This is a genomic window from Paramagnetospirillum caucaseum (assembly GCF_000342045.1).
GTDB classification, from domain to species: domain Bacteria; phylum Pseudomonadota; class Alphaproteobacteria; order Rhodospirillales; family Magnetospirillaceae; genus Phaeospirillum; species Phaeospirillum caucaseum.
Genome location: NZ_AONQ01000015.1, coordinates 60,704 through 75,376 on the forward strand (window position 1 = coordinate 60,704; position 14,673 = coordinate 75,376).

The following is a 14,673-nucleotide window of genomic DNA, read 5'->3' on the forward strand; positions in this document are numbered from 1 at the left end:
TTTCACTCCTGGTGGTGGACCGGGGTGCCCTGGGGCACCTTGATGCGCAGGCCGGGAGTGGGAATCTCGGCGATGAAGCGGCCCTGCTGCAAGGCCCCGCGGCGCTGCAGCAGGCGGAAATGACTGAGCAGCAGGGCGGCGGCGTTCAGGGCGAACAGGACCATGCTGGCCCGCATGGCCAGGCCGCCCAGGGGGGCCATCAGGGGGATGGCGAACAGGACGGGCACCAGGGCGTAGAGGAAGGTGTCGCGCCAGCGCCGGCTGTAGACCACCGCCGAGGCCAGGGCCGCCACCGGCGAGACCAGCACCATGTCGACCTTGGCCTGCAGCACCACCTGGGCGGCCAGGGCGGCGTAGTTGGGCGCCAGTCCCTCGAAATGGGCGATCAGCGCCAGCCCGTCATTGGTCGGCGTGAAGGTGGCGCGCAGGGCCTCCACCGGCCAGTGGGCACGGGGAATGGCCGGGCGGATTTCCTTGTACACGGCGCGGGAAAACTCGGAATCGGGGCGTAGCAGTTCGCTGACCATGAGGGGTGGAGCGGTCCAGGAATGTTGCCGATGCCGTACTGTGCCATGATGGAGCCGTCGAGGCCAAGCGGCATGGGGAGATGTGGCAATGCGTGGATGGGTGATGGTCCTGGCGTTTCTGCTGGCCGGGCAGGGCGCGCGGGCGGAAAACGACGTGGCGGGGGAGCGGGCGCTGGAGATCGAAAGCCGTCCGGGGGTCACCACCGCCTTCTATCTGACGGAGCCGGCGGCCCCGCCCGCCGCCATCGCCATCCTGCTCGCCGGGGGCGACGGCAGCCTGGGAATCCAGCCGGGCGAGGCGATTGTCGCGCCGGTGGCTTTCGGGCGGGGCAATTTCCTGGTGCGGTCGCGATGGCTGCTGGCCGGCCAGGGTATCCTGGTGGCGACCATGGATGCGCCCTCCGACCAGGGGTGGGCCATGACGGCGCGCTTCCGCCAGTCGGAGGAACATGCCGCCGATATCGCGGCGCTGGCCGCCTGGCTGCGGCGTCAGGGGGGCGATCTGCCGGTGTGGCTGATCGGCACCAGCATGGGAACCCTGTCGGTGGCCAGCGTGGCGTCGAAGCTTGGCGGGGAGATCGGCGGGGTGATCCTGACCTCGTCCATCACCCGCGGGCATCCCAGGCATTCCTACCCGCCCAACGGCGTCTTCGGTCTGGGGCTCGAGACGGTGGCCGTCCCGGCCATGGTCGTCGCCCATGCCGGCGATTCCTGCGAGGTCACTCCCCCCGCCGACGCCCCCCGGCTGCTCGACAGCATGGTGAAGTCGCCCCGGCGGGAACTGCTGCTGGTCGAGGGCGGCGCCCCGGCGCGGTCGGCGGCCTGCCAGGCCATGTCGGCCCACGGTTTCTTCGGCCGCGAATCCGAGGTGAACGCCGCCATGGCGGCGTTCATGCGGCCGGCGGGGCCGCGCTGAACACCCGGCCGGGAGGCAGGGCGACGGTGACCATGGTTCCCTGATTGGGGTGGCTGCGGATGGTCATCGATCCGCCATGCATCTCCATGATGGCCGACACCATGGGCAGGCCGAGACCCGTGCCCTCGTGGCGCCGGGCGATGCGGGCATCCACCTGGACGAAGGGCTCGATCGCCTGGGCGATCTCGTCCTCGGTCATGCCGATGCCGGTGTCGCAGACGTGCAGTTCCAGCCCGCCCTCGGGGGGGGCGGCGGCGGAGACACTCACCGTCCCGCCATGGGGCGTGAACTTGACGGCATTGGCCAGCAGGTTGATCAGCACCTGCCGGATGCGCCGCTCGTCGGCCATGATCTGCGGCAGGCCGACCGGAATCTCGACGCTCAGTTCCAGGCCGGCGGCGGCGCCACGGTCGCGCAACAGGCGGATGACGGTCTCGACCATGGGGAGAACGTCCAGGGGGCGGTCGTCCAGCTCCATCTTTCCCGCCTCGATCTTGGCCAGATCGAGGATGTCGGTGATGATGCCCAGCAGATGGCGGCCCGAGGCCGAGATATCGCCGGCATATTCGCGGTAGCGGTCGGGCATGGGGCCGAGGACCTGGGAATACATGGTCTCGGCGAAGCCGATGATGGCGTTGAGCGGGGTGCGCAGTTCATGGCTCATGCCGGCCAGGAACTCGCTCTTGGCGCGGCTGGCGCTTTCGGCCTGTTCCTTGGCGGCCAGCAGCTGGGCCTCGGCCTGCTTGCGCCGGGCGATATCCTCGGTGACGCCGATCAGGTACTCGATGCGCCCCTCGCGCCGCAGGGCCGACACCGTCAGGTTGCTCCAGGCGATGGAGCCGTCCTTGCGGATGAAGCGCTTCTCGACGGAATAGCTTTCCCGCTCGCCCCGCATCATGGCGGCGATTTCCTCGGTTCCCAGGCCGCGATCCTCGGGATGGGTGAGGTCGGGGGTGGAACGGCCGATCAGTTCCTCGGGCTCGTAGCCCAGCATGGCGGCGAAGCGGCGGTTGACGCGGATGAAGCGGCGGTTGGGGGTAGCATGGCTCATGCCCACGGCGGCCTGCTCGAAGGTGGCGCGAAAGCGGTCCTCGCTGTCCTTCAGCAGGACCTCGCGCTCGTTCAGCGCGCCCAGCATGGTGTCGAAGGTGGCGCCCATCTCGCCCACTTCCCCCAGCCCGCCGCCGGCCCGGGCGGTCATGTCGCCTTCCCGCACCCGGCGCATGGCGTCGGCCAGACGGCCCAGCGGCGCGAACAGCAGGCGGCGGCTGGCATACCACAGCAACAGCACGGCGCCCGCCCCGGCCACCGCGAAGGCGATCACCGCCATGCGCAGGAATTGCCGTTCCGAGCCGCCCAGCATATCCACCGGAATGGTCACCGCGACGATGGCTTCCGGGGCCATGCGGCCCAGCGGCGCGATGCCGAACACCGCCATCTCGCCGGTGATGGAAGCGGCGGTGAATGATCCGGCGACGCCGTGCGCCGCCGCCGCCTTCAACTCGGGCACCGGGGTGACGGCGGGGGCCGGTTCGGGCAGGGGCGGCACCCGGGCCAGCACGGTGCCGTCGGATTTCAGCACCAGCAGCCGGGCGCCCTCGGGCAGGATGGGCGGCGCCACCGCCTTGGCCAGATGGTCGAGCGAGCGGGCGGTGATCACCGCGCCGCGGGGAGTTCCCAGCCAGTCGAGGATGGGATAGGCCATGGGCAGGGCGGCGCGGCCGTCGGCGAGCAGTTCGTAGGGGGCGGTGGCGAAGGCTCCGCTGTCCATGGCCTGGCCGATATGGGGCCCCTTGGCCAGCCAGGAAATGTCGGAGCCCAGGCCGATGCTGCACTTCACGCGGCCGGAAGGATCGGTGCGCAGGAAGCCTTCATGTCCCTCGATGGCCAGCAGGAAGTGGCGGTAATCGCTGCCGCATTCCTCGTCGTCGGGGTTATTGGCCAGGGCGGCCAGGGCCTCGCGCGAGCTTTCCAGCCCGCGGTCGTGGATGGCGGCGGCCATGCGGGCCAGGGTTTCCACCTGGGCGCTCGCCGCCTGCAGCGACAGGGATTCCACCAATTGGGCGATGACCGCCAGGGTTCCCAGGAAGACGGCGGGGATAAGGCCGAGCATGACCACCTGGAACAGGTGGCCGCGTGCTCCGCCCAGCCAAGTCAGGGTCCGCCTGCCCCTGTCCGCCATTCGGTGAGTTCCCCCCAAGACAACCGTGCGCCCCCGCAGGCTAACATATGGCGGGGACAAACCAATACCGGCTATCCGTCATTGATGGGTGCCGCCGCGATTGAGGTCGCGCATGGCGCCATCCAGCCCCTCCAGGGTCAGCGGGTGCATGCGCCCGCCCATCAGCTGTTCGAGCATCTGGGTGGAGTGGGTCCACTGCCAGCGGGCCTGGGGCGCCGGGTTGAGCCAGACGGCGCTGGGCCACTGGTCGAGCAGGCGGCGCATCCAGACATGGCCCGGCTCCTCGTTCCATTCCTCCACCGCGCCGCCCGGCATGGTGATCTCGTAGGGGCTCATGGCGGCGTCGCCCACGAAGATCAGCTTCCAGTCCGAGGGGTAGGTGTGGATCACGTCCAGGGTGTTGGTGACGTCCTGGCGGCGGCGGTGATTGTCCTTCCACAGGCCGGAATAGGGGCAGTTGTGGAAGTAGAAGTGCTCCAGGTGCTTGAACTCGGAGCGTACCGCCGAGAACAGCTCCTCGCAGGTGCGGACATGCTCGTCCATGGAGCCGCCGATGTCGAGCAGCAGCAGCACCTTGACCTTGTTGTGGCGTTCCGGCCGCATCTTGAGGTCGAGCCAGCCGCCGGCCCGCGCCGTGGAGGTGATGGTGCCGGGCAGGTCCAGTTCGGTGGCGGCGCCCTCGCGGGCAAAGCGGCGCAGGCGGCGCAGCGCCATGCGGAAGTTGCGCGTGCCCAGTTCGATATTGTCGTCGAGATTGCGGTAGGCCCGCTCGTCCCATACCTTGACGGCGCGGCGGTGCCGCGATTCGTCCTGGCCGATGCGCACGCCCTCGGGATTGTAGCCGTAGGCGCCGAACGGCGAGGTGCCGGCGGTGCCGATCCACTTGGAGCCGCCCTGGTGGCGCTCCTTCTGCTCCTCCAGGCGCTTCCGGAGCGTCTCCATCAGCTTCTCGAAGCCGCCCGCCGACTGGATCTGCTCCATCTCCTCCGGCGTCAGGTGCTTTTCCGCCAGCTTGCGCAGCCATTCCTCGGGGATGGCGGCCTTCAGCGCGGCGGCCAGTTCATCGCCCGAGCCGACGATGCCGTTGAACACCCGGCCGAACACCCGGTCGAACTTGTCCAGATTGCGCTCGTCCTTCACCATGCACGAGCGGGCCAGGTAATAGAAGGTGTCGACGCTCATCTCGGCGACGCCCTGGCACAGCGCCTCCAGCAGGGTGAGGTATTCCTTCAAGGTGACCGGCACCTTGGCGTCGCGCAGTTCGAGGAACAGGGTGAGGAACATCAGCCGCCCCTGGCCCGGGTCCATGCGGCGTAGCGCTGATCCTCGATCAGGATGTGGCCCTTGAGCCAGGACCACAGGAAATCCTTCAGCCGGGTGTCGCCGGCCTGGAAAGCGTGGCCGCGGTATTCCTTGACCATGGCCGCCACCTCGTCGGCGAAGGAATCGTGCTGCACCCGGTGGGCGTCGAGGCCGGGGAAGCCAATGACCTCCAGATGGGTTTCCTCCCGCTCGAAATGGCCGGTGGTGTAGTCGAGGACCGCGTTGAACAGCTCCAGAAAATCCGGGGCCGCCTGGTCCAGGTCGTTGATCATCTGGATCAGCTTCTGGTGGTCCTTGTCCAGGGCGGGATTTCCCACGCTCATGGCTTCGGTCCACTGGATGACGGTCATCAGCGTCCCTCCCGCCGGTTCAAGAAGGCCAGACGCTCGAACAGGTGGACATCCTGCTCGTTCTTCAGCAGGGCGCCGTGCAGCTTGGGGATCAGCGAATTCTTGTCCTTGGCCCGCAGATCCTCGGGGCTGAGATCCTCGGACAGCAGCAGCTTGATCCAGTCCAGCAGTTCCGAGGTGGACGGCTTCTTCTTCAGTCCCGCCACCTCGCGGATGTCGAAGAAGGCGGTCAGCGCCTCGTGCAGCAGGGCCGGCTTGATGCCGGGATAGTGCACGGCGACGATGCGCTCCATGGTCTCGCGGTCGGGGAAGCGGATGTAGTGGAAGAAGCAGCGGCGCAGGAAGGCGTCGGGCAGTTCCTTCTCGTTGTTCGACGTGATGATCACCATGGGGCGGCGCACCGCCCGGACCACCTGCTTGGTCTCGTAGACATGGAATTCCATGCGGTCGAGTTCCAGCAGCAGGTCGTTGGGGAATTCGATGTCGGCCTTGTCGATCTCGTCGATCAGCAGCACCGGCGGCTCAGGCGCCTCAAACGCCTCCCACAGCTTGCCCCGGACGATGTAGTTGGAGATGTCGTGGACGCGGGCATCGCCCAGTTGCGAATCCCGGAGACGCGCCACCGCGTCGTACTCGTACAGGCCCTGCTGCGCCTTGGTGGTGGATTTGACGTGCCATTGCAGCAGCGGGCGGCCCAGCGCCTTGGCCACCTCGGCGGCCAGCACGGTCTTGCCGGTGCCCGGCTCGCCCTTGATCAGCAGCGGACGCTCGAGGCGCAGCGCCGCGTTGACCGCGACCAGCAGGTCCTCGGTCGCCACATAAGTCTCGGTACCCTTGAACGACATCGGCTCACTCCTTCTTGTCCAGAAAGGTAGGAGCCCGGGGCAATTCGGTCAAGGAATGCCGATTTAAAATGATTGCCCATCCCGCCGTTTCGGCCGCCCGCCCGGTTTGGGCCTTGGGATGGCGGGCTGGACGGGCGGCGCTAGGCTGTATCGACATTCAGGGAATTCGGCTGATTTCAGGCCAGAGCGTCTTCCAGACAGAAATTTCAGCCACAGATGAACACAGGTAAATACAGGTGAATTGAGAATATTACTTATCTGTGTCCCGCGTAGCGGGAATCTGTGTTCATCTGTGGCCCGTTTTTCGTCCCATCCGCTTGAATGTCCATTGGCCCTAGCCCTCTTCCTTGTCCTTGCGGCGGTGGATGTTCAGCCCGATCTCGTCCAGGAAGGCCTGTTCCTTCTTGTCGCGCTCGGCCTGGGCGCGGCGGTCGCGTTCCTTCTGGGTGATCTCGTAGGTCTTCAGCTGGTTGAAGGCGTCGGCCAGGTCGTCGCGGGCCCGGACGATCTCCTGGCGCACCTGGTCGAGCATCTGCATCAACTGTTCGCGCCGGGCCAGCCAGGCATTGGCGAAGGCGGCATAGGCGAAGCCGACGCCGGCCGCATCCTCGGAGGCCACCTGCTGCTCGTGGATCAGGCTCTGCTCGGCCTGATGGATGGCGGCCAGAATCTCATCCTCGCGGCCCTGCAGCGCCACCAGGATGCGCTGCTTCTCGTCCACGTGCCATTTGGCGAGACGGATGAGGGTCCCCAGCCCCTTGGCGGCCATCGGTCGCTACTTCCGCCCCATGCCGTCGCCGTCGAACGGCATGCCCAGCACCTCGGCCAGCTGGGCATAGCAGGCCTGCAGGTTGGTGGCCTCGGTCTTCAACTGGCCGAGAAAGGCCTCGATGGCCGGGTAGTAGTGGATGGCCTCGTCCACCTTGGGGTCGGTGCCCCGGCGATAGGCGCCCAGGCGGATCAGCTCGGCCATGTCCTCGTAGGTGGACAGCAGGGCGCGGGCGCGGCGCACCAGGGCGTTCTCCTGCTCGTTGTTGCAGCCGGGCATGGTCCGGCTGACCGAGCGCAGGATGTTGATGGCGGGATAGCGGCCACGCTCGGCGATGGAGCGGTCGAGCACGATGTGGCCGTCCAGGATGCCGCGCACCGCGTCGGCGATGGGTTCGTTATGATCGTCGGCGTCCACCAGCACGGTGAACAGCCCGGTGATGGAGCCCTTGCCCACCCCCGGCCCGGCCCGCTCCAGCAGGCGGGGCAGTTCGGCGAACACCGTGGGGGTATAGCCCTTGGAGGCCGGCGGCTCGCCCGCCGACAGCGAGATTTCGCGCTGGGCCATGGCGAAGCGGGTCACCGAATCCATCATGCACAGCACGTCCAGCCCCTGGTCGCGGAAGAACTCGGCCACGGTCAGGGTCATGTAGGCGGCCTGGCGGCGCATCAGCGGGCTTTCGTCCGAGGTGGAGACCACCACGACGGAGCGCTTCATGCCTTCCGGCCCCAGATCGTCCTCGATGAACTCGCGGGCCTCCCGGCCGCGCTCGCCGATCAGGCCCAGCACCGAGATATCGGCCGAGGTGTTGCGCGCCATCATGGACATCAAGGACGACTTGCCGACGCCCGAGCCGGCGAAGATGCCCATGCGCTGGCCGCGGCAGCAGGTGAGGAAGGAATTGACCGAGCGCAGGCCCAGATCGATCTTGCCCGACACCCGTGAGCGGGAATGGGCCGACGGCGGCTGGGCCTTGACCGGATAGGCGGTGTCGCCGCCGGGCAACGGCCCCAGGCCGTCCACCGGGTCGCCGAAGCCGTTGATCACCCGCCCCAGCCAGCCGCGGTCGGGATAGACCACCGGCTCGGCGTCCTGGACCTCGGTGCGGCAGCCCAGGCCGATTCCCTCGATGGGCGAATAGGGCATCAGGAGGGCGCGGCCCTGGCGGAAGCCCACCACTTCGCAGATCACCCGGCGGCCGTCGCGGGCCACCACGTTGCAGCGATCACCCACCGAAATGGTCCGCTGCACGCCCCCGGCCTCCAGCAACATGCCCTGAACGGCAGCCACCTGGCCGTAAACCTGGATGTTGGAGACCCGTTCGATGTCGCTGATCAGGTTGCGGACAAGGAATTTCAATTGCACCGCCCCTTCCAGCCGCCTTGAACTCGTCAGAATACCCCCGTATGGTTAACACATCGTAGAGAGGGATGGGACCGGGGATCTTACGATGCGAGTCTTGGTGGTCGAAGACGACCAGTTAATGTCCAGAGCCATCGAATCCATGCTCAAGGCCGAGGGCATGGTGGTCGACACCACTGCGCTGGGCGAAGACGGTCTTGAGATCGGCAAGCTCTACGATTACGACATCATCCTGCTGGACCTGATGCTGCCCGACATGGACGGCTACGAGGTGCTGCGCCGCCTCCGCTCGGCGCGCATCGAGACGCCGGTGCTGATCCTGTCCGGCCTTTCCGAGCCGGAGAAGAAGATCAAGGGCCTGGGGTCCGGCGCCGACGATTACCTGACCAAGCCGTTCGACAAGGGCGAACTGGTGGCCCGCATCCAGGCCATCGTGCGGCGCTCCAAGGGCCACGCCCAGTCGGTGATCGACACCGGCAAGCTGTCGGTCAACCTGGACGCGCGGACCGTCGCGGTGACCGGCGAGCCGCTGCACCTCACCGCCAAGGAATACGGCATCCTGGAACTGCTCTCCTTGCGCAAGGGCCAGACCCTGACCAAGGAGCAGTTCCTCAACCACCTCTACGGCGGCATCGACGAGCCGGAGTTGAAGATCATCGACGTCTTCATCTGCAAGCTCAGGAAGAAGCTGGCCACGGCCACCGGCGGCGAATCCTACATCGAGACGGTGTGGGGACGCGGCTACGTGCTGCGCGATCCCGACCTGCCCGCCAATTCCAACAAGGTCGGCGCGGCGGAATAGGGCGTCTCGCCCGCCTCCTCTACTTCAGATACAGCGCCACCGCCAGACCGGCGGCGATCACCCAGGCCAGCAGGGACGACGGCCGGCGGATGCGGCCCTGGTCGGGGAAGATGGCCTTGACCGTATCGGGGTGCAGCTTGAGCCCCTGGTTGACCAGCATGGCGTAGGTCTTCTCGGTCTCGGCCAGCAGGCGGGGCAGGCGCTCCAGCGAGCCGACCACGCTGCTCACTGTCTCGCGCACCCGGGCCTCGGGGCCGAGATTCTCGCGCATCCAGCCCTCGATCAGCGGCTGGGCCAGATGCCACATGTTGATGTTGGGGTCGAGGATGCGCCCGACGCCCTCGGCCACCAGCATGCTCTTTTGCAACAGCAGTAGTTGCGGCTGGGTCTCCATGGCGAAGGTCTCGGTGACCTGGAACAGCTGGCCCAGCAGCTTGGCGATGGAAATCTCGTGCAGCGGACGGCCCAGGATGGGCTCGGCGATGGAGCGGCAGGCTTGGGTGAAGGTGTCCATGGACTGGTCGGCGGGCACGTAGCCGGCGGCGAAGTGCACCTCGGCCACCTTGCGGTAGTCGCCCGACAGGAAGCCCAGCAGCATCTCGCCCAGGAAACGCCTTGTGCGCTTATCGACCCGGCCCATGATGCCGAAATCCATGGCGATGAGCTGGCCACCCTCGCCGATGAACAGATTGCCCGGGTGCATGTCGGCGTGGAAGAAGCCGTCGCGGAACACCTGCTTGAACATGGCCTCGGCGGCCTTGGCCAGCACGTCGACCGGGTCGATGCCGGCGGCCCGCAGACGGTCGGTCTCGTCCACCGGAATGCCCGCCACCCGCTCCAGGGTCAGCAGGCGCTTGCCGGTGCGCAGCCAGTCCACCTCGGGAACCTTGAAATTGTCGTCGCCGCGGAAATTCTCGGCCAGCTCGGAGGCGGCGGCCGCCTCGAAGCGCAGATCCATCTCCAGGGTGACGGATTCCTCGAAGGTCTTGACCGTTTCCACCGGCTTGAGGCGGCGGATGCGGGGAACGGTCAGCTCCGCCCACTCGGCCAGCCAGTACAGCAGGTCGATATCGCGGTGGAACTTGGCCTCGACGCCGGGGCGCAGCACCTTGACCGCCACCTCGCGGCCTTCCCGCGTCGTGGCGAAATGCACCTGGGCGATGGAGGCCGCCGCCACCGGCGTGTCGTCGAAGCTGGAATAGAAATTGGCGAGCGGCCCGCCCAGTTCCTCCTCGACGATGCGCCGCGCCTCCTCGGGCGAAAACGGCGGCAGTTCGTCCTGCAGGCCCGACAGGTCGGCGGCCATCTCCTCGCCCAGCAGGTCGGCGCGGGTGGACAGCGCCTGACCCAGCTTGATGAAGGACGGCCCCAGTTCGGCCAGGGCGGCGGCCAGCCGCAGGCCCGGACGCCCGGCGCTGACCGGCGCGCGGCCGCCGCGCAGCAGCCTGGAGCCGAAGCGCGCGACGGGCAGGATCTCTTCCAGCAGGAACAGGGCGTCGTGGCGGGCCAGGACGCGGCCGATGGTCAGCAGGCGGTTGAGGTTGCGAATGGAGCGGATCATTTACAGGCGCCACCCCGAATGGATGGCGGCGATGCCCGCCGACAGGTTGCGCACCTCGACGCGGGCGAAGCCGGCGGCCTCGACCATGGCGGCCATCTCTTCCTGGGGCGGGAACTTGCGGATGCTTTCCACCAGGTACTGATAGGCCTCGGCGTTGCCGGTGACCATGCCGCCCACCTTGGGCAGGACGTTGAAGGAATAGGAATCGTAGGCCTCGCGCAGGCCCGGCACGATGACGCGCGAGAATTCCAGGCACATGAAGCGCCCGCCGGGACGTAAGACCCGATAGGCCTCGGCGATGGCCCGGTCCCAATGGGTGACGTTGCGCAGGCAAAACGCGATGGTGTAGCGGTCGACCGACCGGTCGGGTATGGGCAGGTCCTCGGCATTGCCGCACACCCAGGTCAGCCCATTCAGCAAATTGCGGTCCACGGCGCGGTCGCGCCCGACGGACAGCATCTCGCGGTTGATGTCGCACACGGTGACCGGGCCGCCGCCCCGCTTCTTCCAGCCGAAGGCGATGTCGCCGGTGCCGCCGCCCACGTCCAGCAGGGTCTGGTCGGGACGGGGGCGCAGCATGTCGAGGAACGCCGACTTCCACAGGCGGTGGACGCCGGCGCTCATCAGGTCGTTCATCAGGTCGTATTTGGACGCCACCGAATCGAAGACGCCGCGGACCAGCGAGACCTTCTCGTTCTCGGCCACGGTCTTGAAGCCGAAATGGGTGGTGCCGTCGTTGTGGGAATGGCTGTTCGTCATGGTGCGGCACCTTATCGCGGAAATTCGCCGCTGTCACGGGGCGGCGCCTCCATTATACTCCCCGCCATGCCCGAGCTGCCCGAAGTCGAAACCGTCGCCAAAGGCCTGGCCCAAGTGTGGGACGGACGGCGCTTCGTGTCGGTCGAGACCCGCCGGGCCGGCCTGCGCGTTCCCTTCCCCGCCGGCTTCGCCCAGCGCCTGACCGGCCGCACGGTGGAGACGGTCGGGCGCCGCGCCAAGTATCTGGTGGTGCGGCTCGACGGCGGGCTGGTCATGCTGGGCCATCTCGGCATGTCGGGGCGCATGGCCATCGGGGCTTTGCGCAACGCCCCGCCCGGTCCCCACGACCATGTGGAATGGGTGACCGACCAGGGGGTCGCCGTGACGCTGACCGATCCCCGCCGCTTCGGCCTGTTCACCCTGTGCGATGCGTCGGAGCTGGCCGCCCATCCGCTGCTGGCCGGGATCGGGCCGGAGCCGCTGGACGATGCCTTCGACGCCCGCGTGCTGGCCGGGGCCTTGGCCGGCAAGAGCGGCCCCATCAAGACGGTGCTGCTGGACCAGAAGGTGGTGGCGGGCCTGGGCAATATCTATGTGTGCGAAAGCCTGTTCCGCGCCGCCATCGCGCCGCTGCGCCCGGCCGGAAGCCTGAGCCGGGCCGAAATCGGCCGGCTGCTGCCCGAGATCAAGGCGGTGCTGGCCGAGGCCATCCGGGCGGGCGGCTCCACGCTCCGCGACCACGCGCGGCCCGACGGCGAACTGGGCTATTTCCAGCATTCCTTCCAGGTCTACGGCCGCGAGGGCGAAACCTGCCCCGCCTGCCCGGGGGCGCCGGAATGCGGCGGCATCCGGCGGATCGTCCAGGCCGGGCGCTCCACTTTCTATTGTGCGAAGCGTCAAGGGTGATGGTATAGGCTTTCCATGGCACGTTTTCGGCATCTGCTTACCGCTTTCGCGCTCATCCTCCTGCTTGGCCCCGGATCGGCGCGGGCCGAGGCCTTCCTGTCCGCCTACGAGGATCTGCCGCTCGCCCCCGGCCTGACCGAGCTGGCGGGCTCGGGCGTGTCGTTCGATTCGCCCTCGGGCCGTATCGTCGAGGCCTATGCCCACGGCGCCGCCAAGGCTGCCGACATCCTGAAATTCTACGCCGCCACCTTGCCCCAGCTGGGCTGGGCGCGGGAAGGCGACCGGCTGTACCGCCGCGAGGCCGAGGTGCTGCGCCTCGAGACCACCCAGGACCGCGCCGGGGTCACCCTGCGTTTCACCATTTCCCCCGAATGACACTTCAGCGAAGAGGAATTCCCATGGCTTTCGAGAACATCACCGTCGAGACCCGCGGCAATGTCGGCCTGATCGCCCTCAACCGTCCCAAGGCCATGAATGCGCTGTGCGCCGCCCTGATCACCGAGCTGGGCCAGGCGCTCGACGCCTTCGAGGCCGACGATTCCATCGGTGCCGTGGTGCTGACCGGTTCGGACAAGGCCTTCGCCGCCGGCGCCGACATCAAGGAGATGGCGTCGAAGGGCTACATGGACGTCTACCTCGCCAACTTCATCACCGACGGCTGGGAGCGCGTCACCAAGTGCCGCAAGCCCATCGTGGCGGCGGTGGCCGGCTTCGCCCTGGGCGGCGGCTGCGAGATGGCCATGATGTGCGACTTCATCATCGCCGGCGACAACGCCCGGTTCGGCCAGCCCGAGATCACCATCGGCACCATCCCCGGCGCCGGCGGCACCCAGCGCCTGACCCGCGCCGTGGGCAAGTCCAAGGCCATGGAGATGTGCCTCACCGGCCGCCTGATGGACGCCGCCGAGGCCGAGCGCGCCGGCCTGGTCAGCCGCATCGTGCCGGTGGCCGAACTGGTGGACGAGGCGGTCAAGACCGCCGGCAAGATCGCCTCGCTGTCGCGCCCCATCGTCATGCTGTGCAAGGAATCGGTCAACGCCGCCTTCGAGACCATGCTGGCCCAGGGCGTCACCTTCGAGCGCCGGCTGTTCCATTCCACCTTCTCCACCCTTGACCAGAAGGAAGGCATGGCCGCCTTCGTCGAGAAGCGCCCGGCCGCTTTCAAGAACTGTTGAGCCGCCCGGAGCCCGGTGAATCCGCCGGGCTCCGATTCAACGCTTGACGACCTCCCGGCGCGGACATATAAACGCGCCTTCGAATTTGCAACCGTGTTCCAAGGTTCTGATCCATGGCCCATCATAAGTCGGCTAAGAAGCGCATCCGCCAGACCGAGCGTCGCACCGAGGTCAATCGCGCCCGCGTGAGCCGCATCCGTACCTTCGTCAAGAAGGTCGAGCTTGCCATCACCGGCGGTGATTCCGCCGCCGCCCAGGCCGCCCTCAAGGAGGCCCAGCCCGAACTGATGAAGGGCGCCCAGGCCGGCGTGCTGCACAAGAACACCGCGTCGCGCAAGGTTTCCCGCCTTGTCGCCCGCGTCAAGGAGATGAAGCCGCTGGCCTAATGCCAATGGCTTGATTTTCCTGAGATTTTCAAGGGCCGCGCCAAGTGCGCGGCCCTTGTCGTTTTGGCAAGTCCCGGCGAATCCGCGAGTCCGGAATTGCAAGCAAAAAATTTTCCATGTTCGCGTTCCGATCACGTTGCGAGTCATCGGCGGGCTCGGTAGAGTCGCGAACCTCGCTGGCCGCAATAATGCGGCGTCGCGAAATCAATAGAATTTTGCCTTTTTTATTTGTTCTCTGCTTCGCATCATTGTGTGAAGCAGATCACAGCCTGTTGATGACTTTTTGTAATATGGATTGTTCGGCATATTTACAGTGTGGTCACGCCAGAGTATGACTCGGCGCGGCCAAGGCTGGGGGACAGCAAGGCCGCATGCGGACGGGACCTTCGCGGACCGTCGGGAGGGGAGCCCAACGCATGATGCCGTCGCTGGCGTAAAGAGGGACGGTGCCGGAACCAAGGTTTCACGGCGCCGTGGGACGGTGGGTCAAGGATTCGGGGTCGGCAATGGTAAAGTCTGAGTGGGATCGTGTGAAGGTCAGGCTGAAGGACGAAGTCGGCGATGCCGCCTATCGGTCTTGGCTTCGCCCCATCACCCTGCACGGCATGAGCGACGGCGCCGTCAAGCTGTCCCTGCCCACCCGCTTCATGCGCGACTGGGTCAATACCCACTATGCCGAGCGCATCCGCACCCTGTGGGGGGCCGAGAACCCGGCCATCCGCAATGTGGAGATCGTGGTCGAGGCGGCCCGCGCCGTCTCTGTCGCCCAGGCCGCCGCCAAGGCTGCCGCCGCCGCGCCCAGGCCGGTTC

General features: G+C 67.2%; 16 protein-coding genes. 7 read left to right on the forward strand and 9 right to left on the reverse strand.

Going from position 1 to position 14,673, the window contains the following annotated elements; all coding sequences use genetic code 11:
- Positions 1-2: 2 nt before the first annotated feature.
- A complete protein-coding gene (locus tag H261_RS07510; protein ID WP_008616043.1) occupies positions 3-527 on the reverse strand; it encodes a hypothetical protein in 525 nt (174 codons plus the stop codon).
- Positions 528-630: 103 nt separating this feature from the next.
- Here H261_RS07510 and H261_RS07515 point away from each other — a divergent pair, with 103 nt between their 5' ends.
- Positions 631-1,443, forward strand: coding sequence for a serine aminopeptidase domain-containing protein (locus H261_RS07515; RefSeq protein ID WP_008616044.1), 813 nt, complete (start codon positions 631-633; stop codon positions 1,441-1,443).
- Here the strand turns inward: H261_RS07515 and H261_RS07520 are convergent.
- The 6 genes from H261_RS07520 to fliI all read right to left on the reverse strand — a co-directional run bounded on the left by H261_RS07520 (position 1,418) and on the right by fliI (position 8,271).
- Positions 1,418-3,625: a PAS domain S-box protein gene (locus H261_RS07520; RefSeq protein ID WP_008616045.1), complete on the reverse strand. Its 2,208-nt coding sequence runs from the start codon at positions 3,623-3,625 to the stop codon at positions 1,418-1,420. The genes H261_RS07515 and H261_RS07520 overlap by 26 nt on opposite strands.
- 78 nt (positions 3,626-3,703) lie before the next feature.
- On the reverse strand, positions 3,704-4,909 hold the full coding sequence (locus tag H261_RS07525; protein ID WP_008616046.1) for a vWA domain-containing protein: 1,206 nt from the start codon (positions 4,907-4,909) through the stop codon (positions 3,704-3,706).
- On the reverse strand, positions 4,909-5,298 hold the full coding sequence (locus H261_RS07530) for a bacteriohemerythrin (RefSeq protein WP_008616047.1): 390 nt from the start codon (positions 5,296-5,298) through the stop codon (positions 4,909-4,911). The genes H261_RS07525 and H261_RS07530 overlap by 1 nt, the downstream gene beginning before the upstream one ends.
- Positions 5,298-6,143: an AAA family ATPase gene (locus H261_RS07535; protein ID WP_008616048.1), complete on the reverse strand. Its 846-nt coding sequence runs from the start codon at positions 6,141-6,143 to the stop codon at positions 5,298-5,300. The genes H261_RS07530 and H261_RS07535 overlap by 1 nt, the downstream gene beginning before the upstream one ends.
- Before the next feature lie 334 nt (positions 6,144-6,477).
- Complete coding sequence (locus H261_RS07540) at positions 6,478-6,912, reverse strand: flagellar export protein FliJ (protein ID WP_008616049.1); 435 nt, start codon at positions 6,910-6,912, stop codon at positions 6,478-6,480.
- Between the two features lie 6 nt (positions 6,913-6,918).
- Positions 6,919-8,271, reverse strand: a complete 1,353-nt coding sequence (gene fliI / locus H261_RS07545; RefSeq protein ID WP_008616054.1) for a flagellar protein export ATPase FliI — start codon at positions 8,269-8,271, stop codon at positions 6,919-6,921.
- A 91-nt stretch (positions 8,272-8,362) separates the two neighbouring features.
- On the opposite strand from fliI, the gene ctrA reads away from it, so the two are divergent.
- Positions 8,363-9,076, forward strand: a complete 714-nt coding sequence (gene ctrA / locus H261_RS07550; RefSeq protein WP_008616069.1) for a response regulator transcription factor CtrA — start codon at positions 8,363-8,365, stop codon at positions 9,074-9,076.
- Positions 9,077-9,095: 19 nt separating this feature from the next.
- Here ctrA and ubiB read toward each other — a convergent pair whose 3' ends face one another.
- The gene (ubiB, locus tag H261_RS07555; protein ID WP_008616071.1) at positions 9,096-10,637 is read right to left on the reverse strand and encodes a 2-polyprenylphenol 6-hydroxylase; all 1,542 of its coding nucleotides are present in this window, start codon (positions 10,635-10,637) and stop codon (positions 9,096-9,098) included.
- Entirely contained in the window at positions 10,638-11,396 is a 759-nt protein-coding gene (gene ubiE / locus H261_RS07560; protein WP_008616077.1) for a bifunctional demethylmenaquinone methyltransferase/2-methoxy-6-polyprenyl-1,4-benzoquinol methylase UbiE, read from the reverse strand. It lies immediately after the preceding gene.
- 66 nt (positions 11,397-11,462) lie between these two features.
- On the opposite strand from ubiE, the gene mutM reads away from it, so the two are divergent.
- From mutM to H261_RS07585, 5 genes are all read left to right on the forward strand, one after another.
- Positions 11,463-12,302: a bifunctional DNA-formamidopyrimidine glycosylase/DNA-(apurinic or apyrimidinic site) lyase gene (mutM, locus tag H261_RS07565; RefSeq protein ID WP_008616078.1), complete on the forward strand. Its 840-nt coding sequence runs from the start codon at positions 11,463-11,465 to the stop codon at positions 12,300-12,302.
- Positions 12,303-12,317: 15 nt separating this feature from the next.
- Entirely contained in the window at positions 12,318-12,677 is a 360-nt protein-coding gene (locus tag H261_RS07570; protein ID WP_008616080.1) for a hypothetical protein, read from the forward strand.
- Between the two features lie 23 nt (positions 12,678-12,700).
- Positions 12,701-13,477, forward strand: a complete 777-nt coding sequence (locus H261_RS07575) for an enoyl-CoA hydratase (RefSeq protein ID WP_008616082.1) — start codon at positions 12,701-12,703, stop codon at positions 13,475-13,477.
- A 113-nt stretch (positions 13,478-13,590) separates the two neighbouring features.
- A complete protein-coding gene (gene rpsT, locus H261_RS07580; RefSeq protein ID WP_008616083.1) occupies positions 13,591-13,863 on the forward strand; it encodes a 30S ribosomal protein S20 in 273 nt (90 codons plus the stop codon).
- A gap of 506 nt (positions 13,864-14,369) precedes the next feature.
- Positions 14,370-14,673: DnaA N-terminal domain-containing protein (locus H261_RS07585; RefSeq protein ID WP_322096291.1), on the forward strand; the 304-nt coding region annotated here is incomplete at its 3' end.

What these genes read in the sequence shown, in the direction of transcription:
- H261_RS07525 (WP_008616046.1), bottom strand. Translation starts at nt 4,909, where the DNA reads ATGTTCCTCACCCTGTTCCTCGAACTGCGCGACGCCAAGGTGCCGGTC.
- H261_RS07530 (WP_008616047.1), bottom strand. Translation starts at nt 5,298, where the DNA reads ATGACCGTCATCCAGTGGACCGAAGCCATGAGCGTGGGAAATCCCGCC.
- H261_RS07520 (WP_008616045.1), bottom strand. Translation starts at nt 3,625, where the DNA reads ATGGCGGACAGGGGCAGGCGGACCCTGACTTGGCTGGGCGGAGCACGC.
- ubiB (WP_008616071.1), bottom strand. Translation starts at nt 10,637, where the DNA reads ATGATCCGCTCCATTCGCAACCTCAACCGCCTGCTGACCATCGGCCGC.
- rpsT (WP_008616083.1), top strand. Translation starts at nt 13,591, where the DNA reads ATGGCCCATCATAAGTCGGCTAAGAAGCGCATCCGCCAGACCGAGCGT.
- ubiE (WP_008616077.1), bottom strand. Translation starts at nt 11,396, where the DNA reads ATGACGAACAGCCATTCCCACAACGACGGCACCACCCATTTCGGCTTC.
- H261_RS07575 (WP_008616082.1), top strand. Translation starts at nt 12,701, where the DNA reads ATGGCTTTCGAGAACATCACCGTCGAGACCCGCGGCAATGTCGGCCTG.
- H261_RS07540 (WP_008616049.1), bottom strand. Translation starts at nt 6,912, where the DNA reads ATGGCCGCCAAGGGGCTGGGGACCCTCATCCGTCTCGCCAAATGGCAC.
- H261_RS07510 (WP_008616043.1), bottom strand. Translation starts at nt 527, where the DNA reads ATGGTCAGCGAACTGCTACGCCCCGATTCCGAGTTTTCCCGCGCCGTG.
- ctrA (WP_008616069.1), top strand. Translation starts at nt 8,363, where the DNA reads ATGCGAGTCTTGGTGGTCGAAGACGACCAGTTAATGTCCAGAGCCATC.
- H261_RS07535 (WP_008616048.1), bottom strand. Translation starts at nt 6,143, where the DNA reads ATGTCGTTCAAGGGTACCGAGACTTATGTGGCGACCGAGGACCTGCTG.
- H261_RS07515 (WP_008616044.1), top strand. Translation starts at nt 631, where the DNA reads ATGGTCCTGGCGTTTCTGCTGGCCGGGCAGGGCGCGCGGGCGGAAAAC.
- H261_RS07570 (WP_008616080.1), top strand. Translation starts at nt 12,318, where the DNA reads ATGGCACGTTTTCGGCATCTGCTTACCGCTTTCGCGCTCATCCTCCTG.
- mutM (WP_008616078.1), top strand. Translation starts at nt 11,463, where the DNA reads ATGCCCGAGCTGCCCGAAGTCGAAACCGTCGCCAAAGGCCTGGCCCAA.